This is a genomic window from Burkholderia sp. JKS000303, assembly GCF_002563755.1.
GTDB lineage: Bacteria > Pseudomonadota > Gammaproteobacteria > Burkholderiales > Burkholderiaceae > Burkholderia > Burkholderia anthina_B.
Window position 1 is genome coordinate 248,910 of the sequence record NZ_PDBZ01000001.1, and the last position, 24,031, is coordinate 272,940.

Here is a 24,031-nt window from a genome sequence, read left to right on the forward strand (position 1 = left end):
CCGATTTCGGCGCCCGTTTCGCGGTGGATTGGCGAGGTTTTCGCGCGGCCGGCGTGCCGCCCGTCAGCCGGCCGACACGCGTGCGAGCCAGTTCGCGACGCCGTCGACGGAACGGAAATCCGCGACGCTGCGCGCCGGCAGTGCCGGATACGCGCCGCTCGCCATCTCGGCCAGCGCGCGGCCGGGGCCAAGTTCGAGAAACGCGGTCGCACCGGCCTCGACGCACGCGGCCAGGCAGGCCGCCCACTCGACCGGCTCCGCGATCTGCCGCGCGAGCTTGTCGAGCCCCGCATCGGCATCGAGCACCGACGCGCCGTCGATCCCCGAAAACAGCCGCGTGCCCGGCAGCGGCCGGCGCACGTTCACCGCCGCCAGCGACGCACGAAACACGGGCACCGCCGACGCGAGACGGCGGGTGTGCGACGCAATCCGCACGCAGACTGGCGCCACGCGCAGCGCACCGTCGCGCACCGCGTCGTCGGCCACCGCATCGACGTCGGCCTGGCGCCCGGCGACCACGAACGCGTCGCCGGGATTGGCGATCGCGATCGCCGCATCGCGGCCGTCGCACAGCTGCGCGAGCTGCGCGCGCGTCAGCCCGCGCACGAACGCCATCCGTTCATCGCCCCCGCTCGCGGCATCCATCGCTCGCGCACGCGCATCGGCCAGGTCGAGCGCGTCGCGCGGATCGATCATTCCCGCGACGCTCCACGACGCGACTTCGCCGACGCTGTAGCCGGCGACGCAGCGACGGCGCGGCCATACCGCATCGAGCAGCGCTGCCGCCGCGAGCGCCTGCACCGTGCAGAGAATCTGCGCGGCGCGGTTCTCGCGCAGCGCGTCCGGTGCGGCGGTCCGCACCCAGTTGCGCGGATCGTCGCCAAGGAGCCGGCCCGCGTGCGCGAACAGCGCATCGGCCTGCGGCGCCGTGCCGGTCAATTCGAACATGTCGGCGCGCTGCGCGCCTTGCCCCGAACACAGGATCGCCAGCGTCATCGCCCCTCCCCGTCCGCTTCGAGCGCATCGACGAACACGCTCATCGCCAGCAGGTCGGCCGCGCCGCCCGGGCTCAACCGGCGTGCGACGAACGCATGGTGCGCCGCGACCGCGTGCAACCGCCAGTCGCGGGCGCGGACGCCGCCGCGCGCGACGAACGCACGCGCGGTCGCCTGCGCGAAATCGAGGCCGGCCTGGCCGCCCCGGTGCAGCAGATTGGTATCGTCGAGCGCGGCGATCAGCGCGAAGCACGCGTCGACGCGCGCGGCATGTGCGTCGTCCGGCACGCTGTGCCGGGCGCGGCGCAGCGCCGGCAACCCGACGCGGTAAACGGTCGTGAAGCCGTCGGCCGCCTCGCGGCGTGCGCCGCCCACGCCATAGCGACGGCTCGCCCGCTCACCGTGGCTGTCGGGCAGCCGCGGGCCGCCGAGGATCTCGGTGCCCCAGCGCTGCGCGACGCATGCACCGAGCGTCATCGTGCGGGCCACGCGCGTCGGGCCGGGCGCCATGCGCCGGCCCGCGGCCGCACACAGCAGACCGAGCCCGAAAATCGCGCCGCGATGCGTATTGACGCCGCCGGTCGCGGCCAGCATCGCGTGTTCCGCACGCAGGCCGATCTTGCGCAGCACGGCCATGTCCGCGTCGCGTGCGCCGGCGTCGGCCAGCTCCGCGAAGTACGGCCGCAATACCGCCGCGCTGCGTTCGAACGTCGCGGCATCCATGTCCGCGTGGCTGCCGGTGTCGACGTGGCTGACGAGCCCCGGCTTCGGATAGGTCTCGATTTCCAGCACGAGGCTGCGCTCCGCCAGCTCGGCGATGCGCTCGGCATCGGACGGCGCCGCTACGCGGCAAGCAGCCCAGGCATTCATTGCGCGCCTCCCGTGAATGCGTCGGCCGACATCAATTCGACGGCGATCGCGGTCTTGACCGCGACTTCGGGCAGCCGCGCATGCAATTCGCGCCAGTTCACGCCCGCGCCGTCGCCGCGCAGCAGTTCGCCGTCGATGCGCATCGGCGCGCGCGCGTCGATGTCGGCCAGCCCGTCGAGCAGCGGCGCGAGCAAGGCGGCGTCCGGCAGCGGAACAACCATGTCGAGATCGGAGGATTCGCTCAGATAGCGCTCGCCCGTCAGCGCCTGCCACGCGAGGCTGCCGAACACGCGGCCCTGCACGCCGCAGCGCGCGGTGAGCGCATCCAGTTCACGTAGCGTCGCATGCCATGCATCGGGGGCGGCGGCGAGTACGTCGACCAGCGCAGGCAGCGGGCCGACCGACGCGAGCGCGTCGGCCGCGACGTTCAGCGCGACGCGCCGCTTGCCCGCGGCAGGCGGCAGCGGCAAGCCGAGCGGCACGCGACCGGCATCGGCCTCGTCGGGCGACGCGCGGCGCACGATGAGCGGCCAGCCGTGCGCAGCCCACGCCTGGACGAGCGCATCAGCCGCGAGCGCCGGATCGCGGGCACCCGCGTCACGCCACCCGTCCGCCGTCAGCGTGACGAGCGTGTGGCGGCGCAGCGGTGGGTCAGCGTGCGGCACGCGCAAGTGCCTCGACGCGCTGCGCGACGTCGGCCGCGACCGGCCGGCCGCGCGCCGCACGACCATCGACGCGCTCGGCCGGCATGCCGAGCCATGCGCCGACCTGCGTGTCGAGCGCGCGGGCCGGATCGAGCACGGCGTCGACGGCGCCCATCTTCACGAGGTTGTCGAGCCCCGGCGCGAACACCGGCGTCGAGCGCGCCATTTCCTTCAGCACGTCGATCGGCAGCTTCGTCACACGCGACATCGACGGCAGGTCCATCACTTCCGGCTCCGCGCCCGGCACCGCGAGCAGCGTGCGCGTCGCGAGCGCGGTCGCGATGAACGCGCCCGCGGCCGTATGGCCGTACAGCAGGCCGATCGTGCGGTGCCCGGCGAGCTCCGCGTGCATCAGGCATTTCGCGAGATGCGACAGGCATTCGTTCAGGCCGAGCAGTTCGTCGCGCTTGCTCATCCGCTGGCTGTCGCTGTCGACCAGCACGAGAATCGGCGTGTCGCCGCCGCGCTCGATCGTGTCGAGCACGTGCGACGCGAGCGTCACGGCTTCGTCGATGCCGAACGGCAAACGGTCGGCGACGCCGATCACGTCGACGCGCGTGCCGGCCAGTTCCGCGTGGCCCGTGAGCAAGCCGCCGGTTCGCGCGATCGAATGGCCGTTGGGGAACAGCGAGGTCAGTACTTCATCGAGCGTCATGCTGCGGCTCCTGCAATTGATCAGCCAGCTTCGCGAATTCGTCGTCGGGCATGCCGGGAATCGCTTCGGGCTTGTCCGCGCCGAGCGCCCGCCACACGTCGAGTGCATCCTTGCATGCGCCGAACCGTTCGACACGCGCTTCGAGACGCGCCTGCTCCGCGCGCAGCATCGCCGTGTCGAACGCCGGCGCACGACCGAGCAGTTCGAGCGCGGCGGCGCGAAACGCGCCGGGCGTGTCCGCGACGTAACGGTCCGCGCCGCCGATCAGCCGGCGGTGCTTGCCGCCCATCGTGCGCCAGATCAGCGCGCGGTCCTTCGCATCGAATTCCTCGACGCCGCGATTGGTCTCGATCACTTCAGGCCCCGACACGCTGATGCGGCCTTGCTCGGACACCGCGAGCGCCGAACAGCATGCGGCGAGCAGACCGCCGCCGCCGTAGCAACCCGCGCGCCCGCCGATCAGCCCGATCACCGGCACGCCGGCCGCGCGCGCTTCGACGAGCGCGCGCATGATCTCGGCGATCGCCAGCTCACCCGCGTTCGCTTCCTGCAGCCGCACGCCGCCCGTATCGAACAGGATCAGCACGGGCGTGCCGAGTTCGCGCGCCGCGCGCAGCAGCCCCGTGAGCTTCGCGCCGTGCACTTCGCCGAACGCGCCGCCCATGAAGCGGCCTTCCTGCGCGGCGACGAACACCGGCTGGCCGTCGAGCCGGCCGTGGCCGACCACCATCCCGTCGTCGAACTGCTGCGGCAGGTCGAACAGCGGCAGGTGCGGGCTCGTCACGCGCTCGCCCGGCCCGAGAAATTCGGTGAAGCTGCCCGCGTCGAGCAGCCCGTCGACGCGCTGGCGCGCCGACGCCTCGTACCAGCTCGCACCGTTCGCGACGAACGCCGGTGCATCGTGAATCACGTCGGTCATCATGCGTCCCCCTCGATCGCGCGCACGGCCTGCGCGAGCCGCAGCGACACCATGTCGGGCCGCGCGCCGCCGTCGTTGATCGACAGCTTCAGGCCGCCCGGCGTGCGCCGTTCGACGAAGTCCGACACGACGGCCTGCCATACCGCGCCGAAACCGACCGCCGCGGTGCGAATGTCGATCTCGCATTCATTGCCCGGCAGCACGCGCTCGACGAGCACTTCGAGATTGCCGGACGCGACCACGCCGACGAGCGCCGTAGCCAGCTCGCCCTTCGCGCGATCGCGCGCGGTGAAGCGGTAGTTCAACTGTTCCATGCCCTCTTCCTCACCAGTTGCGGAACCGGGCCGGCGGCGCGTACAGGCCGCCCGACCAGTGCACGAGATCCTTGATCGAGCGCGCGGCGAGCCAGCGGCGGTCGGCGTCGAGCGGATCGATGCCGAGATCCTCCGGGCGGCGGATCACGCCACGCTCGCGCAGGCGCTCGACCATCTTCCTGTCGCGGCCGCGGCCGATTTCCGTATAGCCGGCCACGCCGCGGATCGCATGCTCGCGCTCGTCCTTGTCTCGGCACATCAGCAGGTTCGCGATGCCTTCCTCGGTGACGATGTGCGTGACGTCGTCGCCGTAGACCATGATCGGCGCGAGATCGAGCTGCAGCTTGTCGGCGAGCTTCAGCGCGTCGAGGTTCTCGACGAACATCGGCACGTTCTTGTCGCCGAACGTCTCGCCGATCTGCACGACCAGCTTGCGGCCGCGCCGCAGCGCCGCCGGCGTGTCGGGGTCGGCTTCCGCGCCGGCCTTCAGCCACGGCTCGCTCGGATGGCGCCGGCCGCGCGCGTCGCTGCCCATGTTCGGCGCGCCGCCGAAGCCGGCGATCCGCTCGGCCGTGACCGTCGACGAATGACCGGACAGGTCGATCTGCAGCGTCGAGCCGATGAACATGTCGCATGCATAGAGGCCGGCGGTCTGGCAGAACGCGCGGTTCGAGCGCAGCGACCCGTCGGGGCCCGTGAACCACACGTCGGAGCGCGCGCGGATGTAGTCGTCCATCCCGACTTCGGAGCCGAAGCAGTGGATCTGCTCGACCCAGCCCGACTCGATCGCGGGAATCAGCGTCGGGTGCGGATTGAGCGCCCAGTGCGTGCAGACCTTGCCCTTCAGCCCGAGCTTCGCGCCGTAGGTCGGCAGCAGCAGCTCGATCGCGGCCGTGTTGAAGCCGATCCCGTGGTTCAGGCGCTTGATGCCGTACGGTTCGTAGATGCCCTTGATCGCGAGCATCGCGGTCAGGATCTGGGTCTCGGTGATCGCGGCCGGGTCGCGCGTGAACAGCGGCTCAACGTAGAACGGCCGGCCGGCCTCGACGATGAAATGCACGCGGTCGCCCGGAATGTCGACGCGCGGCACCTTGTCGACGATGCGGTCGACCTGCGCGATCACGATGCCGTCCTTGAACGCGGTGGCTTCGACGACGGTCGGCGTGTCTTCCGTGTTCGGGCCGGTGTACAGGTTGCCGTCGGCGTCGGCGCTGACCGCCGCGATCAGCGCGACCTGCGGCGTGAGGTCGATGAAGTAGCGCGCGAACAGCTCAAGATACGTATGCACCGCGCCGAGCGCGATCTTGCCGCCGAACAGCAGCTTCGCGATCCGCTGCGACTGCGGGCCGGAATACGCGAAATCGAGCCGCTTCGCGATCCCGCGCTCGAACACGTCGAGATGCTCGGGCAGCACGACGCCCGACTGCACCATGTGCAGATCGTGCACCTTCGCGCTGTCGACATCGGCGAGCGCCGTCGCGAGCAGGTCGGCCTGCTTCTGGTTGTCGCCTTCGAGGCAAACGCGGTCGCCAGGCCGCAGCACCGCTTCGAGCAACGCGACGGTGTCGCGCGCATCGACCCGCTTGCCCTGCGCGTACGCCGCACCGGCCGCGAGGCGTGCATCGCGCGCCTGCCGCGCGTGATTCCATCCCGTCATGAACAGTTCTCCCGCTTCGATGGTTCAGCGGCATTCTAAGCCTGGCGCCGCCGCCGATTGATGATGTTGACGAATGCGACTCAGAGGACGCCGCGATGGATGCTGCCCGCGACGGCCCGCGCCTGCCGGCTGCACGCGCGGGCCACCCGAATCGGACGTGGCGGCCGGCTACGCGCCGACCAGCGCACGCGTCGTGAAGAACAGCACCGACGGCCCGAGCAGGCAGCCGACGCCGGTATGGAACGTCGCGACCAGCGCGCCGTACGGTACGAGCCGGCGATCGGTCGCGGCAAGCCCGGCGCTCACACCGCTCACCGTGCCGGCCAGGCCGCCGAAGATCATCGCGGAGCGCGGCGTCTTCAGGCCCATGAAGTTGGCCGCAACCGGCGTGCCCACCATCACGATGATCGCCTTGACGAGCCCCGTCGCGATGCTGAGCGCGATCACGTCGGAACTCGCGCCGATCGCCGCGCCCGTCACGGGCCCGACGATGTAGGTGACGGCGCCCGCGCCGATGGTCGTCATGCTGACGGCATCGGTATAGCCGAACGCGCGCGCGATGCACGCGCCGACGATGAACGGCAGCACGGTGCCGAGCAGCAGCGATACGACGCCGACGAGGCCCGCCTTGCGCGCCTCGGTCGGCTGCACTTCGAACGCGGTCGCGACGATCGCGAAATCGCGCAGCATCGCACCGCCCATCAGCCCGACACCCGCAAACAGCGGCACGTCGGCCAGCCCCTTCTCGCCGCCGGTGAACGCGCCCCCGACGTAGGCGAGCGCAAGACCGATCACGATCGCGATCGCGGAGCCGTGTACGCGGCCGAACGTGAGCTTGCGCGACACGATCGACGACAGCCACATGATCAGGCCGACCAGTGCGAACGACGCGACGAGCCCGTTATGGGCGACGGTTTTTTCGAGCATCTGCAACATGGCGGCCTCCTTCACTGTTCGTCGAGTTGCGGCACGCCCGCGAAGGCCGTGTCGTCGCGCCCCATGCGCACGAGTACCGCGATGCAGCATGCGCAGATCGCGACCGCGCCGATGGCGGCGAGCAGCGCGACCGGGCCGCCCTTCAGCGCGGCGACGACGTTCTGGTTCGCGGCCATCGCGACGACGACCGGGATGTACATCGCGCCCCAGAAACCGACGCCGGCCTCGGTCTCCTTCGGCAACCAGCCGCGCCGGTGCAGCCATAAACGCAAGCAGATCAGCAGCAGCATCGCGATGCCGACGCCGCCGACGTTGGTCTTCACGCCGATCGCGGTGCCCAGCAGGTCGCCGAGGAACAGTCCGGCCAGATGGCAGAACGCCAGCAGCGCGGTTCCGTAGATGATCATGAGTCGTCTCCAGTCTCTTCGTGACGGGCGCCTGACGCGTGCAAGAGCCAGGGCCCGCACGCCGATCCCGCGCGCGGATGGTCTGTCTCCTGCGGCGGTGCGCCGCGGCCCGGCGGCTCGTCGTGCGAGCGCGTTCTCGGGCGGTCGATGGGATGATGCGGTTTCGGGCCGGACGCCGGATGCCTTAGACTGACCGAGGCAGCCGGCGGTGCGACACGTGCTGCGCGTCCGCTGCGCCCCGTTTGCACGAGCCGCACCGGGGCGTATCCGATACTAGCCCCGCAAAATCCGGCCATTTATGAAGTTGTCGAAACCGATTCAGTGGATTTAGCAATGCGTCCCTTACCGCCCGAGCTGCTGCGCAGCTTCGTCGCCGTCGCCCAGTCCGGCAGTTTCACCGCCGCGTCCGAGCGCGTGAGCCTGTCGCAGTCGACCGTCAGCCAGCACATCCGCCGCCTCGAGGAGCTGCTCGACCGGCCGCTGTTCGAGCGCGACACGCGCAACGTGCACCTGTCGCAGCACGGCGACGCGCTGTTCCGCTACGCGGTGCGCATCCTCGAGTTGATGGACGAGGCCGTCACGTCGGTGTGCGGGCCGCCGCTGTCGGGCAAGGTGCGGCTTGCGATGTCGGAGGATTTCGCGTCCGCGCACCTGACGGCGGCGCTCGCGAGCTTCGTGCAGCGCAATCCGGAAGTCGAGCTCGCGATCTCGACGGGGTTGTCGGGCGACCTGTTCGATGCGCTCGACGAAGGCCGTCACGATCTCGTGTTCGCGAAGCGGGTCGCGGGCAGCCGGCGCGGCCGCGTGATCCGCAGCGAACCGCTTTACTGGTGCACCGGCCCGGATTCGCGCATTACCGGCCACGAGGCCGTGCTGCCGCTCGCGATGCACCCGGAGCCGAGCGTGTCGCGTCGCCGCGTGCTGGAATCGCTCGAGGCGGTCGGCCGGCCTTACCGGATCGCCGTCGTGAGCAGCAGCATCGCGGTGCTGCGCGCGGCCGCGAGCGCGGGGCTCGGCGTCAGCGCGTTCGCCGGCTACGTGATTCCGGCCGGGCTCGCGCGGCTCGACGCCGGGCTGCCCGAACTCGGCGAACTCGAATACGTGATCGACCGGCCGGCGGCCGCGTCGCGCTCGACGCTCGCGCTCGAAGCGACGCTGATCGCGGCGGCAGCCGAGCTGTAATCGCACCGGTCGCGCGCGTCATCATGGAACCCACGGCGACGCCCTGCTGCGGCGTCGCGCGCAACTGACCGTCTTGCCCGGAACGCGTCAGCGTCTGCGCAGTGCCCGCTCGCGAGAATAGGACCCGTCGGAATGCACGGCAGCGTGCCGTGTGTCCGCTGTCCCGTCCCCTGATCGGAGCACACCATGAACGTCATGCGATTCGCCGTCGCGACCGCCGCAGCCGCGCTGTTGTCCCCCGCCTTTGCCCAAACCGGCGCGCCCGCCCCCGAGCAGGGCCTCACGCGCGCGGAAGTCCTCGCCCAGTTGAAGCAGGCCTATCTCGACGGCGAACTGCCGACCAACGACAGCAACTATCCGCCGAACGCCGCGACGCGCGCGCGCAATCGCGAACTGGTGCAGGCCGCGCGGCCCGCCTGGCTCGCGCAGACACCGCAGGCGCCGCAAACGAGCGTTCAGCAATAGCCGCCACGCCGCGTGGCACGGCGCGGCGACAGGCTCAAGGCAGGAAGCTGCGACGCCGCGCGTCGATCAGCTCGACGAGCAGCCGGTCGCGCTCGGCGGCGAGCGCCTGCATCGAGCGCTCGCCCTGGATCGCGCGCAGTTCGTCGTTCAGCTTGCGATCGACGTCCGGATCGAACGACGGCGTGCCGAGATCGTCCCACCACGTCGTGATCGGCCCCGACAGATGTTCCAGGAAGTGCGCGATCCCGCCCGCGCCGCCGCCGAGGTGATAGGTCAGGCACTGCCCCATCAGCCCCCAGCGCAAGCCCGGGCCCCACGCAACGGCCTTGTCCGCATCGGCGACGCTCACCACGCCTTCGCCGACGAGGTGATACACCTCGCGGAACAGCGCGGCCGCGAGCCGGTTCGCGACGTGGCCCGTCATTTCCTTGTTGAGCACGATCGTCTGCTTGCCGAGCGCGTCGTAGAACGCCTTCACGCGCGTGATCACGCCGGCGTCGGTCGCGTCGCCGCCCACCAGCTCGACGAGCGGAATCAGGTGCGGCGGGTTGAACGGATGCGCGATCAGGCAGCGCTCCGGATGCTTGTCGCACGCGGTCTGGATCTCGGACATCTTCAGGCCCGACGAGCTCGATGCGATCGGGACGTGCGCCGGCAGCACGTCGTCCATCTGACGATACAGCGCGCGCTTCAGGTCGAGCCGCTCGGGGCCGTTTTCCTGCACGAAGTCGACACCGTCGAGCGCGCGCACGAGATCGGCGTCGAACGACAGCCGTGCGGAAAGTTCGGCGGCCCGCTCGCCGAGAAACGCGGCAAGCGCGTCGCGCAGCCGTGCGTCGGCCTGCGGCGCGGGATCGGTCGCGACGACGTCGAAGCCCTTCGACAGATAGAAAGCCGCCCAGCTCGCGCCGATCACGCCGGCCCCGACGATCGCGATGCGTTGAATGTCCATGCTCTTCCCGTCTCCGTGGTCTGTGGATAGCGCGACGATTGTCGCATCGTTTCACATCGTCGCGCGTTGATGCAGATTGCAATGTCCCTCTTGAAAACCACCGAGGCGGACTCTAATTACCGGTTACCCGGCAGTGCCCGTCACGCGCACTGCCCCCGTTTCGACTCGGCGGAAAGCCGCGCATCGCAGTCGCCATCGGCGTCGCATCGTCGCGTCTTTCGCGTTTCATGTTCCGGAGGAATTTCATGAGCGGCATTCATCACGGCCACGACCTGTTCGACGAATTCGCCCGCGTGCAGCGGCAGATGGCAAGCCTGTTCGGCGAGCCGCCGACCGGCATCCGCGCGGTGCGTCCCGGCGCGTTTCCCGCGCTGAACGTCGGCACCACCGACGACGCGATCGAGATCGTCGCATTCGCGCCCGGCATGAGCGCGGCCGACTTCGACGTATCGATCGACAAGGACCTGCTGACGATCAGCGGCGAACGCAAACCCGCGCCGCGCGACGCCGGCGACGATGTGCGCAGCTATGCGCAGGAACGCTTTCACGGCACGTTCCGCCGCGTCGTCGAGCTGCCGCAGCATGCCGATGCCGACAACGTCAGCGCCCGCTACAAAAACGGCTGCCTGCTGATTCGCATCGGCCGGCGCGAGGCATCGAAGCCGCGTGCGATCACTGTTCAGTAACTTTCAGGAGAACGACATGAATACGAGCCAGACCCTGAGCGAACGCCAGAGCGGTGCCACGCATGCTGCCGCTGCCGCCACCGACGCCGCGCGCCGGCCCGCGATCACGCCGGCCGTCGACATCGTCGAGGACAAGCAGCGCGTCACACTGCGTGCCGACCTGCCCGGCGTGCCGCGCGAAAACCTCGACGTGAAGGTGCACGACAACACACTGACGATCGAAGCCGACACGCGTATCGACACGCCGGCCGAGCTGCGCGTCCGGCATGCCGAAGTGCGCGCGCCGCGCTATGCACGCACCTTCGTGCTGAGCCCCGATCTCGACACGTCGAGAATCGATGCGAACCTGCGCGACGGCGTGCTCACGCTGACGATTGCGCGTCGCGAAGAAACGCGCCCGCGCCGCATCGACGTGACGGCCGGCAACGCGTAAGCGCCGGCACACGTCGTCGCGCGACACGCATGTAAAAGCCCCGCCAGACGCGCTGCCTGACGGGGCTTTTTGCAATGTGCGTGCAATGTACGACGCGGTGTGCACGCACCGCCACGATCAATCGAAGTCGAACAGGTCGAACACCGATTTCTTGCGGCGCTGGCCGTCGCGCCGATAACGATCGTCGTGCGAACGACCGTCGCGGCCCCAGCCATCGTCGCGCGTGCGCGGTGGCTGCGCATCGTGCCGCATGGGCGCGTCGTCGCGGCGCGCCGGCGCATCGCCGGTTTCACGCGCAAGCAGCTTGTCGAGTTCGCCGCGATCGAGCCACACGCCGCGGCAGGTCGGACAGTAGTCGATCTCGATCGACTGGCGCTCGGCCATCAGCAGGTCGGGCGTCTTGCAGACCGGACATTTCATCGCGCTTCTCCTTGGGTTGCGAATTCCGTGTCGCGGGCAAGCCGGTCGAGGCCGGCCGCCCGCGCGCTGGCTCAGTCACTCAACGACCTTCGACGCGCGCCGCACGCTTGCCCTTCGCGCGCCGCGCCAGCATGTTCATGCCCTCGACGAACGCCGAGAACGCCATCGCCGCGTAGATATAGCCCTTCGGCACGTGCGAGCCGAAGCCTTCCGCGATCAGCGTCATGCCGATCACGACGAGGAACGACAGCGCGAGCATCACGACGGTCGGGTTGCGGTCGATGAAGCGCGCGAGCGGCTGGGCGGCGAACAGCATCACGGCCACCGCGACGATCACCGCGACGAACATGATCGGGATGTGCTCGGTCATGCCGATCGCGGTCACGATGCTGTCGATCGAGAACACGATATCGAGCATCACGATCTGGCCGATCGCCGCCCACATCGTCAGGCTGGCCGCGCCGCCGGACGCGCCGTCCGCGTCGCCGTCGCGCGACACGTGATGATGGATCTCGGTCGTCGCCTTCCACACGAGGAACAGGCCACCCGACAGCAGGATCAGGTCGCGCCACGAGAATGCGTGATCGAACAGCGTGAACACGGGCGTGGTGAGGCTCGCGATCCATGCGACGCTGCCGAGCAGCGCGAGGCGCATCACGAGCGCGAGCGCGATGCCGACGCGCTGCGTGCGGGCGCGCTGCGCTTCGGGCAGCTTGTTGCTGAGGATCGAGATGAAGATCAGGTTGTCGATGCCGAGCACGACTTCCATCACGACGAGCGTCAGGAGTGCCGCCCAGACGGCGGGATCGGCGGCAAGCGTCAGCAGGTAGTCCATGAAAAGGGCCGATACGAAAGTGGAAAGCCCGATGATAGGCCCCCCACGACTTCGTAAAAATCAGAGAAAATAGGATCTTTGGTTCGGTTTTTACGAAATAACGATCCGATGCTGAATTTTCGACATCTGTACTATTTCTGGGTCGTCGTGAAGGAAGGCGGCTTCGCGCGCGCCGCCGAGCGGCTCGACATGGCCGTGCAGACGATCAGCGCGCAGGTGCGCGAGCTCGAGAAGTCGCTCGGCCACCAGCTGCTGCGCCCGGCCGGGCGCGGCGTCGCGATGACCGACGCCGGGCAGGCCGCGTATGCGCGCGCGGAAGTCATCTTCGAGATGGGGCGGCTGATTCCCGACGACGTGCGCGCGGCGGCGAGCCAGCCGACCGTGCGGCTCGCGGTCGGTCTCGCGGACGGGATCTCGAAGCTGGCCGCCCATGCGCTCCTCGCGCCGGTGCTCGATACGCCCACGCTGCGGCTGCTGTGCCACGAAGGCGAACACGATGCGCTGCTCGCGGAGCTGGCGCTGCACCATCTCGATCTCGTGCTGGCCGGCCAGGGGGCGCCATCGGGGTCGAACCTGCGCGTGACGAGCGAGCGGCTCGTCGCGTCGCCGGTCGACTGGTACGGGCCCGCGGCACTCGTCACACCGGCCGCGCGACAGCACTTTCCGCAGTGCCTCGCCGAATTGCCGGTGCTGCTGCCGACCGCCCATTCGGCGCTGCGCGCGCGTCTGGACCTGTGGCTGGAGCGCGAACGGATCATCCCGCGCGTGGCCGGGGAATTCGAGGACAGCGCGCTGATGGCCGTGTTCGCCGCGCGCGGCCTCGGCGTATTTCCGCTCAGCGAACTCGGTGCGAACGATGCATCGCTGCTGCGCGGGCTGCGCCGGCTCGGCCGCGCGGGCGACGTGACCGAGGAAATCCACGCGATCCGCTCGCGGCGCGGCGAACACCATCCGCTGACATCGCAACTGCTCGCCGCCGCGCGGCCCGCGCCGGCCGGCTGAAGCGAGCGCGACATCAAACGAAACTATAATGACGCCCCGGCCATACGAGATTGCCCGCGGAAATTGCCCGCGCGCCGCGCAGGCACCGCCGCGGCGCGGCGTGCGCGCACGGCGCCCGCAGCCGCCGCACGGCATCTCGCCGAGCCTTTTGAAAGACGCCATGCACAACCGATTTCGCCTGTTTTCCGTTTCGTGCGCGCTCGCGGCCGCGACCGTGCTGGCGGCGTGCTCGTCGCCGCCCAAGCCGATCTACCAGCAGGAACAGTTCGACGCGACCAGCAGCCCGTATTCGCACACGTTCCACTCGAAATCCGACGCAGCCTGCGAAGCCGCGCGGCGCGCGCTGCTGAGCCAGGGCTATGTCGTGTCGTCGTCGCGCAACGATGCGGTCGACGGCAGCAAGAATTTCCAGCCCAGCAACGACATGCACGTCGTGATCGAGTTTCACGTCGTGTGCGCGGACGCGAACGCGGACGGCTCGTCGAGCATCGCATACGTGAACGCGGTGCAGGATCGTTACACACTGAAGAAGTCGAATACGTCGGCGAGCGTCGGGCTCAGCGTGTTCGGCTCGCTGTCGCTGCCGATCGGGTCGAGCGACGATGCGCTCGTGAAGACCGCGAGCGAAACGATTCCGGCCGGCGTGTTCTACGAGCGCTTCTTCAACCTCGTCGAGCACTTCCTGAAGATCGATCCGGCCCGCCGCGATCGGGCGGCCGTGAAGGCGGCCGAGAAGGAACCGGTCGCGCCGCTGCCCGAGCCCGCGCCGACGCCGCAGGGCGAGCCGATCAAGATGACGACGCCGGTCGTGCCGACGCCGCCCGCCGCGCCGGTGCCGCTTTCGGTGCCGAGCGTCGCGCCGGCGACGGGGACGTCGGTGGTGCCGGCCGTGCCCGGTGCTGCTTCGGCCGTGGTCGCGCCGGGGGCGATGCGGGCTGTTGTGCCGGGGGCGGGTTTGGTGCCTGCTTCGACCTCGGTTCCCGCTGCGGCCCCGGTGCCTGCTTCGGCTCCGGTTCCTGCTTCGGCCTCGGTTCCCGCTTCGGCGTCGGTTCCCACTTCGGCGTCGGCCCCCGCTTCGGCCTCGGCCCCCGCATCAACTTCGTCGCCAACCGCTACCCCGGCCCCCGCTCCCGGCCCGGTATCGACGCCTGCCGCTGCCGCCCCGGCATCGGCCGCCTCTGCGCCAGTGCCTGCGTCCGCGACACCCGCATCCGCACCCGCGTCGTCGAACACCCCGCCCGCAGCCGCCGATTCGGCCACATCGTCGACACCGGCCGGTGCAAGCGCACCAGCTGCCAACTAACGCGCGTTCCGCCGCCCTGCGCCGTGCCTCGCGAGGCGCGGCGCGATCGCCCTTCTCCGGCCCGTCCAACGACCTTCCGGGCCGCACGCCGGCAGCCCGTCACGCATCGTCGCTGCGCAGCGACTGACGATCAAGGTCGACGCGCCACGACAGCCCCGCGCGCCTTCCGCGCAAAACCTGCCGGAATGTCCCACAGCCTGGCCTTCCCGCCTTACCTCAGCGTCGCATTCAGCGTCTGCAGATACTCGACCGTCGCCGTCACGCCACCGCAGACGATCACCGCGATATTCGACGCCGTCTCAAGCACCGGCACCGACGCTTCAAGCGCGGCCAGCGCAGCGCCGCATGCGGGTTCGACGACGATCCGCTGCTCGTCCAGCAACCGCAGCGACGCGGCCACCGCTTGCGCATCGGACACGACGACCGGATGGATCGCGTGCCGCGTCGCCCATTCGACCGCCGCGTCGCAGGGCCGCTTCGCGCCGAGCGATGTCGCGATGCTCGTGATCGCCGGCAACTCGACCGGATGCCCCTGGGCGATCGAACGCGCATAACAGTCGGCCCCTTCCGTCTCGACCGCGACGACCGGCACGTCGTGCCAGCCGTTGCGCGCGAGCCCTTCGAGCACGCCGCACAGCAAACCGCCGCCGCCGACCGCCAGCACGACCGCGTCGGGCTTCGGGCCGCTCGCCGCCATCTCGTCGATCATCGTCGCGTGCCCCTGCCACAGCACGGGATCGTCGAACGGATGCACGAACGCGTCATGCGGGCCGACCACCGACAGCGCGAACGCATTCGCCTCGACCCAGCTCGCGCCGTGCACGACGACCTCCGCACCCTCGGCGCGGATCAGCTCGCGCGCGCGGGCCGACGCGCTTTCCGGCACGACGACGAGTACCGACACACCGAGCTCGCGCCCGCAGTACGCGACCGCGATGCCCGCATTACCACCCGACGACGATACGAACCGTCGCGCGCCGGCCGCATGCCGCGCCTCGCAGACGGCGCCGATCCCGCGCAACTTGAACGAACCGGACGGCTGCAGCGCATCGAGCTTGAGCAGGACGTTCGTGCCGAGCCGGCGCGACGCGATTTGCGAACGGATATACGGAGTCTGGATATGAAGCGGCATGGTGCGGGACAGGGTGAGGATGGTGTGACGGAAGGCGCGCGCCGACGGCAAGCCGGTGCGCCATGGAAACCATCGTACGGCACGCGCATCATGCTTTCCAATACCATTGAATGGCGTTTGCTATGCTTTGCAGGCATACCCCGTCAATCTGAACCGGAGCCCGCGCCGCATGCGCCAGATCGAACTGCGTCACCTGCGTTATTTCGTGGCGGTCGCGCAAGCCGGCAGCGTGATGGCCGGCGCCCGCGCGGCCGGCATCGTCCAGCCGGCGCTGTCGCGTCAGATTCGTGAGCTCGAGGAAGCGATCGGCACGCCGCTGCTGATCCGCCGCGCGACCGGCGTCACGCTCACGGCGGCCGGTGCGAGTTTCCTGCAGGACGCGACCGCCCTGCTCGCGACGCTGCACGACAGCCGCGAGCGCGCGTTGCGCAGCGCGGCCGGCCAGCTCGGCGAACTGCGGCTCGGCGCGCTGCCGAACTGCCTGCCGCTGCCGATCGTCGCAGACGTGCTGAAAGCGTTTCGCGACGCGTGCCCGGACGTGAAACTGTCGATCGCGCCGATGCTGTCGGCCGAGCAGGCGGCGGCGCTGACGCGCGGCCAGCTCGACGGCGGCATCATGGCGTGGCGTCGCGACGAGGCGCCGCACCTGTCGGGCGTGCGGCTGCTGAGCGACCGCTTCGTGCTCGCGATGCCCGCGCCGCCCGGCGAGCACCTTCACGCACCGCGCACGCTGGCCGACGTCGCACACGAGCCGTTCGTGTGGTTCGACGCGCAACGCTCCGCGGCGCACCACCGGTTCCTGATGGCGCAATGCGAGCGGGCCGGCTTCACGCCTCGCATCGCCCAGGTCGGCAGCGACATCCCGACGCTGATCGGCCTCGTCGCGGCCGGCATGGGCTGCGCGTTCGTGCCGGAAAGCGCGGCGCCGACGTGTCCGCACACGGTCCGGCTCATCGCGCTCGACGAACTCGCGAGCCGCTTCGACATCGAGTTCGTGTTCGACGGCGCGCCGGCGTCGGCGTCACCGATCGTCGCGCGGTTCGTCGAAGCCGTGCGCGAAGCGACCGGTGACGCGGCCTGACCCGAGACACCGCGGGATCGGCAGCCGGACCCTCCGCGACGGCCCTACCCGCCGCGGAGTGCGACGCCCTAAACGGCGGCGCAAATGCACGAAAAACCTTTCATATGGATGACAAACCATGCCACCGCGTCGGTATTTTTAAATTGACACCAAAAACGGTCGTTTAACGACACTTCGAATTGTTATGGACCGAAATATACTGCGCGCGCATCCAACCCTCGTGCCAAAGAGAGGATGCTTTTCCCACCCCGGTCACGGTCCCCCTGTGACCGGGGTTTTTTTGCTCTTGGGCCACGCCGGCAACGGGTTCGCGACGACGATGCGGCACGCCCGCGGCGCAACATGATGGTCGTGCGAGCATGTCGGCCGACCGCTTCGCCGAGGCCGCCTGCATTGCGTCGGAAAGCAGCCGTAGCCCCGGCCGCGCCCGTCAAGCCCGAGTGCGCCGCTACACCCGGCAACCCCGCTGCGCCGGCGCCGAAATCCAGTCGCACGGCACGGGCTCACTCGCGCACCCGGCCGTCGGTCACGCGCAAATCGCCGAAAGCCCCGCCCTGCGGGCCGCGCGCGCACGTCGACCACGCCCGCATTGTTGACATTAAATCAAGATAATTTCGCCTGCATGCGGCTTTTTCCGCAAAAGTAATGCAGGCACACTTCAGCCTGTCCACAACGGCGCGATGCCGTTGCCCAACGCTTACAGGAGCACTTCGCGTGAACACCACGACTTCTTCTCCTTCCCGCCCGGGCGGCAGCGCCGCGCTGCCGCTGCTGGCACTCGCCGCCGGTGCGTTCGGCATCGGCACGACCGAGTTCTCGCCGATGGGCTTGCTGCCCGTGATCGCCGACGGCGTGCACGTGTCGATTCCGAAGGCCGGCATGCTGATCAGCGCCTACGCGATCGGCGTGATGGTCGGCGCGCCGCTGATGACGCTGCTGCTCGCGCGCTGGTCGCGCCGCTCGGCGCTGATCGCGCTGATGTCGATCTTCACGATCGGCAACCTGCTGTCGGCCATCGCGCCGGACTACACGACGCTGCTGCTCGCCCGACTCGTCACGAGCCTGAACCACGGCGCGTTCTTCGGGCTCGGCTCGGTGGTCGCGGCGAGCCTCGTGCCGCGCGAGAAGCAGGCCAGTGCCGTCGCGACGATGTTCATGGGCCTCACGATCGCGAACGTCGGCGGCGTGCCGGCCGCGACGTGGCTGGGCCAGATCATCGGCTGGCGCATGTCGTTCGCGGCAACCGCGGGCCTCGGCATCATCGCGATCGCCGGCCTGTTCGCCGCGCTGCCGAAGGGCCAAGCCGGCAAGATGCCGAACCTGCGTGCCGAACTGTCGGTGCTGACGCGCCCCGTCGTGCTCGGCGCACTCGCCACTACGGTGCTCGGCGCCGGCGCGATGTTCACGCTGTATACGTACGTCGCCCCGACCCTCGAACACCTGACGGGCGCCACGCCCGGCTTCGTGACCGCGATGCTCGTGCTGATCGGCGTCGGCTTCTCGATCGGCAATATCGCCGGCGGCCGCCTGGCCGACCGCTCGCTCGACGGCACGCTGGTCGGTTTCCTGCTGCTGCTGATCGTGACGATGGCCGCGTTCCCGCTGCTCGCCAGCACGCATGTCGGTGCCGCGATCACGCTGCTGGTCTGGGGTGTCGCGACGTTCGCGGTGGTCCCGCCGCTGCAGATGCGCGTGATGCGTGCCGCACACGAAGCACCGGGCCTTGCATCGGCCGTGAACATCGGCGCGTTCAATCTCGGCAACGCGCTCGGCGCGGCAGCCGGCGGTGCGGCAATCTCGGCCGGCTTCAGCTACGCGGCAGTGCCGGTCGTCGGCGGGCTGATCGCCTCGGCAGGGCTCGCAGTCGTCGCGCTGCAAGTCGTCCAGCGCCGCCGCGCGCCGGCCGCCGCGAATTCCTGAACGCGCCCTCGCCGCCCCCGCGAATCGCGCGGGCAAACCGGACTTGAAGCATGCATGTCAACGGCCGCGCAATGCGGCCGTTTTTTCGCCCTTGAAAAACGCCAATTCAGCGCTTTCGGTATATTCGACCGCCAATTACCTCGATCACTGCGACGATGAGAATCAATTAATTGCACCAATGAAACCGGTTCGACACTCCGGATCTTAACCCCGCAACTTCGTCAATCATTTCGAATCGACAATTTCGCTCCATATCGCGAGCGCGATATTCAGCCTCTTGCACGCCACTTCCCTGGCCTGGCGCGGGACGCAGAAACGATTACCGACGAGCAGGAAAATTCTTCAGCCATTACCGTATTCACCACAAAAAATCGTAATTCTTTCCCGATTTATTCAACCATCGGAAACGCCATCGGCAACAGAATGTAACAAGCCAATAAATAGGATTGAAAGGCGGAGAAATTCGTACCAGCATTGATCCTGTCGCGGCACGAAATGCCCGATACACAATCCGATAGAAAAAACAATCAATGAGGGATCAGCGTGAAAGTCGCCATCGTTTCCACGACATTGTCGCTCGCACTGTCGATCGGCCTTTCGTCTGCCGCCGCAGATGCGGCCACCTATTCGAACGGCACCGCGACCGCAACCTTCAACGTGACGCTCACACTCCAGCCGAACTGCACGATCGCCGCGACCCCGCTCAGCTTCGGCACCAACGGGGTGCTCGCCACCGCGATCAACCAGCAGACGACCGTCAGCGTCACCTGTACCAACACGACGCCGTACAACGTCGGCCTCGATGCCGGCTCGGTTACGGGTTCGAGCGTCGCGAGCCGGCTGATGGCCGGCACGGCGACCGGCAACACGACGACGACCGTCGGCTTCCAGCTGTACCAGGATGCCGGCCACACGACGCTCTGGGGCAACACGCAAGGCACCAACACGGTGGCCGGCACCGGCACGGGCGCCGCGCAGTCGCTGACCGTCTACGGCCAGGTGCCCGCACAGGCGACGCCGAAGCCGGATACCTATCAGACGACGGTGACCGCGACGGTCTACTTCTGACGGGCGCCGCTTCGGATGACCGCGTTACGTCGAATGCTCGCCGCGCTGCTGTGCGCGGCCGGCGCCGCGCATGCCGCGTCGCTGCAGATTTCCCCCGTCACGATCGAGTTCGGCGCCGACGACACGGCGACCGGCGTCACGCTGCGCAATCCGGGCGAGCGGCCCGTGTACGGGCAGGTGCGCGTATTCCGCTGGGATCAGGCCGACGGCCACGACACGCTGACGCCGACGCAGGACCTCGTCGCAAGCCCGCCGCTGATCGAGATCGGCACCCAGTCGGAACAGCTGGTGCGCGTCGTGCGCGCGTCGCGCATCGCGTCCGGCACCGAGCAGAGCTACCGGCTGCTGATCGACGAGCTGCCGCAACCCGGCGAAACGCCGACCAACGGCGTCGCGATCCGGCTGCGCTACTCGATCCCGGTCTTCGTCGAGCCGGCGACCAACGGTGCGCCGCAACTCGCGTGGACGCTGCTGCACGACAGCGGCGGCTGGGTGCTGCGCGTGCGCAACGGCGGCGCCCGGCGCGCGCAGCTGGCGTCGGTCGAGCTCGTGGCCGCCGACGGCCATGCGTATCCGCTCACGCGCGGGCTGCTCGGCTATGCGCTCGCGGGCAGCACGAGCCAGTGGAGCGTGCCGCTGCCGCCCGGCATCGCGCTCGGCGGCAAGGTCACGGTGCGCGCGGCGGTGAATGCACAGCCGGCCAGCGCGGTCGTCTCGGTGGAGCCGCCGGGTTAGACCGCCGGTGCGCCGCCCGGCTTCCTCCCCTTCGCCCCGCGCCGCGACGTTGCCGGCCAGTGTGCCCGGAACGCGGCGGCATCCGCCGCGCGCCGCGCTCGCGGCCGTCGTGGCCGGCGCCCTGCTCGCCCTCGGCAGCGCTCGCGCGGCCGAGCCGTCGGCGCTCGTGATGGCCGACAGCACGCACGACGTGATCCTCGAAGTCAGCGTCAACGGCGAAAGCACGGCGCTGCTCGCGCACTTCAGCGAACACGACGGGCACCTGTCGGCGAGCGGCGCCGACCTGCGCACGATCGGCTTCGCGACCGAGCGGCTCGGGATCGCCGACGCGGCGACCGTCGACCTCGACACGATTCCGGGCCTGCGCTATCGCTACGACGTCGCGCACCAGAGCGTCGACCTGCAGATGCCCGACGACCTGCGTCGCCCGTACGCGGTCGACAGCCGCGCGCTGCCGGCCACGCACGCGGCCACGTCGGCGCGCGGTGTCGCGATCAACTACGAGGCGTACGCGCAGACGATCGGCGAACGGCAGTTCTCGCTCTATACCGACGTGCGCTACTTCGATCCGAACGGCGTGTTCGACAACACCGGCACCGCGTACTTCTACAACGGTCGCCGGCACTACACGCGCTTCGACACGTCGTGGAGCCGTTCGGACCCGGTGCGGCCGAGCACGACGCAGATCGGCGACGCGATCTCGGGATCGCTCGCATGGACGCGCTCGGTGCGCCTCGGCGGGTTCCAGTGGCGCAGCAACTTCGCGCTGCGGCCCGATCTCGTGACGTTCCCGATTCCATCGCTGTCGGGCTCCGCCGCGGTGCCGTCGGCGGTCGACCTGTACATCAACAACGTGCGCCAATACACGGGCAACGTGCCGAGCGGCCCGTTCATCATCCACGACGTGCCGGGCATCACCGGCGCCGGCCAGGCGACCGTCATCACGCGCGACGCCCTCGGGCGCACCGTCGCCACGTCCGTGCCGCTCTATGTCGATACGCGGATGCTGTCCGCCGGGCTGTCGAGCTATTCGTTCGAGGCCGGCTTCCTGCGCCGCAATTACGGACTGCAATCGTTCGACTACGACGCGCGGCCCGCGGTCAGCGGATCGATGCGGCATGGCGTCAGCGACACGCTGACCGTCGAAGGACACGCCGAGGCGACGGGCGGCCTCGTCAACGCCGGCGTCGGCGCGCTGCTGCGGCTGGGCAATGCGGGCGTCGTGAGCGGCGCGGTCGCGGGCAGCGCGGGGGGCTATCCGGGCACGCAACTGAGCGTCGGCTATCAGTTGATCCACCCGCGCTTCTCGATCAACGCGCAGACGATCCGGGCATTCGGCCGCTACGGCGATCTCGCGTCGCGCGACGGCGCGCCCGTGCCGTCGGCCACCGACCAGGTGACGCTCGCGCTGCCGTTCGTGTACCGCCAGACGCTGTCGCTCAGTTACATCGGCTACCGGCTGCCGCAGGGACCGAGCGCGCGGATCGGCACGGTGTCCTACACGCTCGGGCTCGGCGATCTCGCGTCGGTGAGCGTGAGCGCGTACCGCGATTTCTCGCAGCACGGCACGAGCGGCGCATTCGTCTCGCTGAACATCGGGCTCGGCCGCAACACGTCGATCAACGCGAGCGTCGGCCGTCAGCACGGTCAGTCGAACTACACGATCGATGCGAGCCGTCCGCCGGACTACGACGGCGGCTGGGGCTGGGGCGTACAGAACGGCGCCGCCGGCGCGGTGCCGTACCGGCAGGCGCAGTTGCGCTACCTCGGCCATGCCGGCGAAGTCATTGCAGCCGCGCAGAGTCTCGATCGCCAGACCGGCGCGTCGCTCGACGTCAACGGCGCGCTCGTGTTCATGGACCGCAGCGTGCAGCTGTCGCGCCGCATCGACGACGGCTTCGCGCTCGTGTCGACCGACGGCGTCGCGGGCATCCCCGTGCTGCACGAGAACCGCGTGATCGGCCGCACCGATCGCGCCGGCCACCTGCTCGTGCCCGACCTGAATGCATATCAGAACAACCAGATCGCGATCGACGCGATGAAGCTGCCGGCCGATGCGCGGATCGCGCGCACCTCGATGACGATCGTGCCGCAGGCGGAATCGGGCGTGATCGCGCATTTCGGCGTGTCGCGCTATCGCGCGGCATCGGTGAGCCTGCGCGACGACGCAGGGCAGCCCCTGCCGGCCGGCGCGCGCGTGCATCACGTCGAGAGCGGCGCGGACACGATCGTCGGCTACGACGGCCTCACCTTCATCGACGGACTCAAGGAGGACAACCATCTCGTGATCGATTACGGCACCCGGCACTGCACCGCGCAATTCTCGTTCACGGCCCCCGGCAACGGCACGCTGCCGACCGTCGGGCCGCTCACCTGTCACGCGACGCGATGAAGACCGTCCTGCTGCTCTTCATCGTATTCGCCGCGTGGTGCGGCATGCCGCGTCACGCGCAAGCCGAGACCTGCACGGCCACCGCATCGACGGTGAGCTTCGGTTCGGTCAGCCCGATCTCGCGCGCGGCGGTCGCCGCAACCGGCGCGCTCAGCGTCACCTGTACATGGTCGGCCATCACCCTGACGCCGAACGTGCTCGTGTGCCTGAGCCTTGGCGGCACGAGCCCGCGCAGCCTCGTCAACGGCAGCAATACGATGCAGTACGACCTGTATCTGGATGCCGGGCATACGACGGCGTGGGGCTCCGTGTATTCCGGCACGACGCCGGCCTCCGTCACGCTCACCAAGCCCGCGCTCGGCACGAGCGCGAGTGCGACGGTCACGATCTACGGGCAGATCGCGCCGAACCAGCCGACCGTGCCGACGACCGGCAACGCGAGCACGGTCTACTCGCAGCAGTTCGGCGGCAACACGACGTCGCTCAATGCGGGGTTCTATCTGCTCGGCGCGCCGACCTGCGCGTCGCTGACGACGTCGAACGGCACCTTCCCGTTCAGCGCGACGGCGACGGTGATCAACAACTGCAACATCAGCGCGACCAACGTCAGCTTCGGCACGTCGAGCGTGCTGTCGGCGACGCTCGCGGCAACCGGCTCGATCACCGCGCAGTGCACGAACGGCGACGCCTGGAAGATCGCCCTGAACGGCGGCGGCAGCGGCAACGTGACGGCGCGCCAGATGCAGCGCAGCGGCGGCGGCGGCGCGATCGGCTACGGGCTTTATCTCGATGCGGCACACTCGACCACGTGGGGCGACGGCACGGGCGGCAGCTCGACGGCCACCGGCGTGGGCACCGGCGCGTCGCAGGTCGTGACGGTGTACGGCGCGGTGCCGGCGCAAACGACGCCCGCGCCCGGCAACTACAGCGACACGATCACGGCGACGATCAGCTTCTAGCGCAACAGC

Annotated in this window: 25 protein-coding genes; 12 read left to right on the plus strand and 13 right to left on the minus strand. The window is 69.4% G+C overall.

Annotation, left to right across the window (positions count from 1 at the left end):
• Positions 1–63 precede the first annotated feature (63 nt).
• The 9 genes from mdcH to madL all read right to left on the minus strand — a co-directional run bounded on the left by mdcH (position 64) and on the right by madL (position 7,457).
• Positions 64–996, minus strand: a complete 933-nt coding sequence (gene mdcH, locus BX604_RS01120; protein ID WP_098549195.1) for a malonate decarboxylase subunit epsilon — start codon at positions 994–996, stop codon at positions 64–66.
• A complete protein-coding gene (gene mdcB / locus BX604_RS01125) occupies positions 993–1,865 on the minus strand; it encodes a triphosphoribosyl-dephospho-CoA synthase MdcB (RefSeq protein ID WP_098549196.1) in 873 nt (290 codons plus the stop codon). The genes mdcH and mdcB overlap by 4 nt, the downstream gene beginning before the upstream one ends.
• Positions 1,862–2,530, minus strand: a complete 669-nt coding sequence (gene mdcG / locus BX604_RS01130; RefSeq protein WP_098552665.1) for a malonate decarboxylase holo-[acyl-carrier-protein] synthase — start codon at positions 2,528–2,530, stop codon at positions 1,862–1,864. Before mdcG ends, mdcB begins: the two co-directional genes overlap by 4 nt.
• Positions 2,517–3,224, minus strand: coding sequence for a biotin-independent malonate decarboxylase subunit gamma (gene mdcE / locus BX604_RS01135; protein WP_098549197.1), 708 nt, complete (start codon positions 3,222–3,224; stop codon positions 2,517–2,519). The genes mdcG and mdcE overlap by 14 nt, the downstream gene beginning before the upstream one ends.
• Positions 3,211–4,146 (minus strand): biotin-independent malonate decarboxylase subunit beta, encoded by a 936-nt coding sequence (locus BX604_RS01140; RefSeq protein ID WP_098549198.1) that lies wholly within the window; start codon positions 4,144–4,146, stop codon positions 3,211–3,213. Before BX604_RS01140 ends, mdcE begins: the two co-directional genes overlap by 14 nt.
• Positions 4,143–4,457, minus strand: a complete 315-nt coding sequence (gene mdcC, locus BX604_RS01145) for a malonate decarboxylase acyl carrier protein (protein WP_098549199.1) — start codon at positions 4,455–4,457, stop codon at positions 4,143–4,145. Before mdcC ends, BX604_RS01140 begins: the two co-directional genes overlap by 4 nt.
• Positions 4,458–4,467: 10 nt before the next feature.
• Complete coding sequence (mdcA, locus tag BX604_RS01150) at positions 4,468–6,114, minus strand: malonate decarboxylase subunit alpha (RefSeq protein ID WP_098549200.1); 1,647 nt, start codon at positions 6,112–6,114, stop codon at positions 4,468–4,470.
• 168 nt (positions 6,115–6,282) lie between these two features.
• A complete protein-coding gene (madM, locus tag BX604_RS01155; protein WP_096502806.1) occupies positions 6,283–7,050 on the minus strand; it encodes a malonate transporter subunit MadM in 768 nt (255 codons plus the stop codon).
• Positions 7,051–7,061: 11 nt separating this feature from the next.
• Positions 7,062–7,457, minus strand: a complete 396-nt coding sequence (madL, locus tag BX604_RS01160; RefSeq protein WP_096502808.1) for a malonate transporter subunit MadL — start codon at positions 7,455–7,457, stop codon at positions 7,062–7,064.
• A gap of 333 nt (positions 7,458–7,790) precedes the next feature.
• On the opposite strand from madL, the gene BX604_RS01165 reads away from it, so the two are divergent.
• Together BX604_RS01165 and BX604_RS01170 are read left to right on the plus strand one after the other, a co-directional pair.
• Entirely contained in the window at positions 7,791–8,639 is an 849-nt protein-coding gene (locus BX604_RS01165; protein ID WP_039322076.1) for a LysR substrate-binding domain-containing protein, read from the plus strand.
• A 186-nt stretch (positions 8,640–8,825) separates the two neighbouring features.
• Positions 8,826–9,104 carry a DUF4148 domain-containing protein gene (locus BX604_RS01170; RefSeq protein ID WP_098549201.1) on the plus strand — a complete coding sequence of 93 codons (279 nt, stop codon included), beginning with the start codon at positions 8,826–8,828 and terminating at the stop codon, positions 9,102–9,104.
• Between the two features lie 34 nt (positions 9,105–9,138).
• On the opposite strand, the gene BX604_RS01175 is transcribed toward BX604_RS01170, so the two are convergent.
• On the minus strand, positions 9,139–10,056 hold the full coding sequence (locus BX604_RS01175; protein WP_098549202.1) for a 3-hydroxyacyl-CoA dehydrogenase NAD-binding domain-containing protein: 918 nt from the start codon (positions 10,054–10,056) through the stop codon (positions 9,139–9,141).
• A 245-nt stretch (positions 10,057–10,301) separates the two neighbouring features.
• On the opposite strand from BX604_RS01175, the gene BX604_RS01180 reads away from it, so the two are divergent.
• Together BX604_RS01180 and BX604_RS01185 are read left to right on the plus strand one after the other, a co-directional pair.
• Positions 10,302–10,742 (plus strand): Hsp20/alpha crystallin family protein, encoded by a 441-nt coding sequence (locus tag BX604_RS01180; protein WP_098549203.1) that lies wholly within the window; start codon positions 10,302–10,304, stop codon positions 10,740–10,742.
• Between the two features lie 16 nt (positions 10,743–10,758).
• Complete coding sequence (locus BX604_RS01185) at positions 10,759–11,175, plus strand: Hsp20/alpha crystallin family protein (protein WP_098549204.1); 417 nt, start codon at positions 10,759–10,761, stop codon at positions 11,173–11,175.
• A 117-nt stretch (positions 11,176–11,292) separates the two neighbouring features.
• On the opposite strand, the gene BX604_RS01190 is transcribed toward BX604_RS01185, so the two are convergent.
• Positions 11,293–11,595, minus strand: coding sequence for a TFIIB-type zinc ribbon-containing protein (locus BX604_RS01190; RefSeq protein WP_098549205.1), 303 nt, complete (start codon positions 11,593–11,595; stop codon positions 11,293–11,295).
• Between the two features lie 79 nt (positions 11,596–11,674).
• A complete protein-coding gene (locus BX604_RS01195) occupies positions 11,675–12,430 on the minus strand; it encodes a TerC family protein (protein WP_098549206.1) in 756 nt (251 codons plus the stop codon).
• Between the two features lie 108 nt (positions 12,431–12,538).
• On the opposite strand from BX604_RS01195, the gene BX604_RS01200 reads away from it, so the two are divergent.
• Positions 12,539–13,432, plus strand: coding sequence for a LysR family transcriptional regulator (locus BX604_RS01200; protein ID WP_098549207.1), 894 nt, complete (start codon positions 12,539–12,541; stop codon positions 13,430–13,432).
• Between the two features lie 160 nt (positions 13,433–13,592).
• A complete protein-coding gene (locus BX604_RS01205; RefSeq protein WP_098549208.1) occupies positions 13,593–14,735 on the plus strand; it encodes a DUF2242 domain-containing protein in 1,143 nt (380 codons plus the stop codon).
• A 211-nt stretch (positions 14,736–14,946) separates the two neighbouring features.
• Here the strand turns inward: BX604_RS01205 and BX604_RS01210 are convergent, their stop codons facing one another.
• Positions 14,947–15,867 (minus strand): pyridoxal-phosphate dependent enzyme, encoded by a 921-nt coding sequence (locus BX604_RS01210; RefSeq protein WP_098549209.1) that lies wholly within the window; start codon positions 15,865–15,867, stop codon positions 14,947–14,949.
• A 169-nt stretch (positions 15,868–16,036) separates the two neighbouring features.
• Between BX604_RS01210 and BX604_RS01215 the strand changes: the two genes are divergently transcribed.
• The 6 genes from BX604_RS01215 (at position 16,037) to BX604_RS01240 (ending at position 24,022) form a co-directional block, all read left to right on the plus strand.
• Positions 16,037–16,948: a LysR family transcriptional regulator gene (locus BX604_RS01215; protein WP_098552666.1), complete on the plus strand. Its 912-nt coding sequence runs from the start codon at positions 16,037–16,039 to the stop codon at positions 16,946–16,948.
• Between the two features lie 714 nt (positions 16,949–17,662).
• Positions 17,663–18,868 carry an MFS transporter gene (locus BX604_RS01220; protein ID WP_098549210.1) on the plus strand — a complete coding sequence of 402 codons (1,206 nt, stop codon included), beginning with the start codon at positions 17,663–17,665 and terminating at the stop codon, positions 18,866–18,868.
• 582 nt (positions 18,869–19,450) lie between these two features.
• Complete coding sequence (locus BX604_RS01225; RefSeq protein ID WP_244108945.1) at positions 19,451–19,936, plus strand: Csu type fimbrial protein; 486 nt, start codon at positions 19,451–19,453, stop codon at positions 19,934–19,936.
• 15 nt (positions 19,937–19,951) lie between these two features.
• Positions 19,952–20,671 carry a fimbrial biogenesis chaperone gene (locus BX604_RS01230; RefSeq protein ID WP_098549212.1) on the plus strand — a complete coding sequence of 240 codons (720 nt, stop codon included), beginning with the start codon at positions 19,952–19,954 and terminating at the stop codon, positions 20,669–20,671.
• Positions 20,672–20,780: 109 nt separating this feature from the next.
• Entirely contained in the window at positions 20,781–23,063 is a 2,283-nt protein-coding gene (locus BX604_RS01235) for a fimbria/pilus outer membrane usher protein (protein ID WP_373562409.1), read from the plus strand.
• Complete coding sequence (locus tag BX604_RS01240) at positions 23,060–24,022, plus strand: Csu type fimbrial protein (protein WP_098549214.1); 963 nt, start codon at positions 23,060–23,062, stop codon at positions 24,020–24,022. Before BX604_RS01235 ends, BX604_RS01240 begins: the two co-directional genes overlap by 4 nt.
• Positions 24,023–24,031 lie beyond the last annotated feature (9 nt).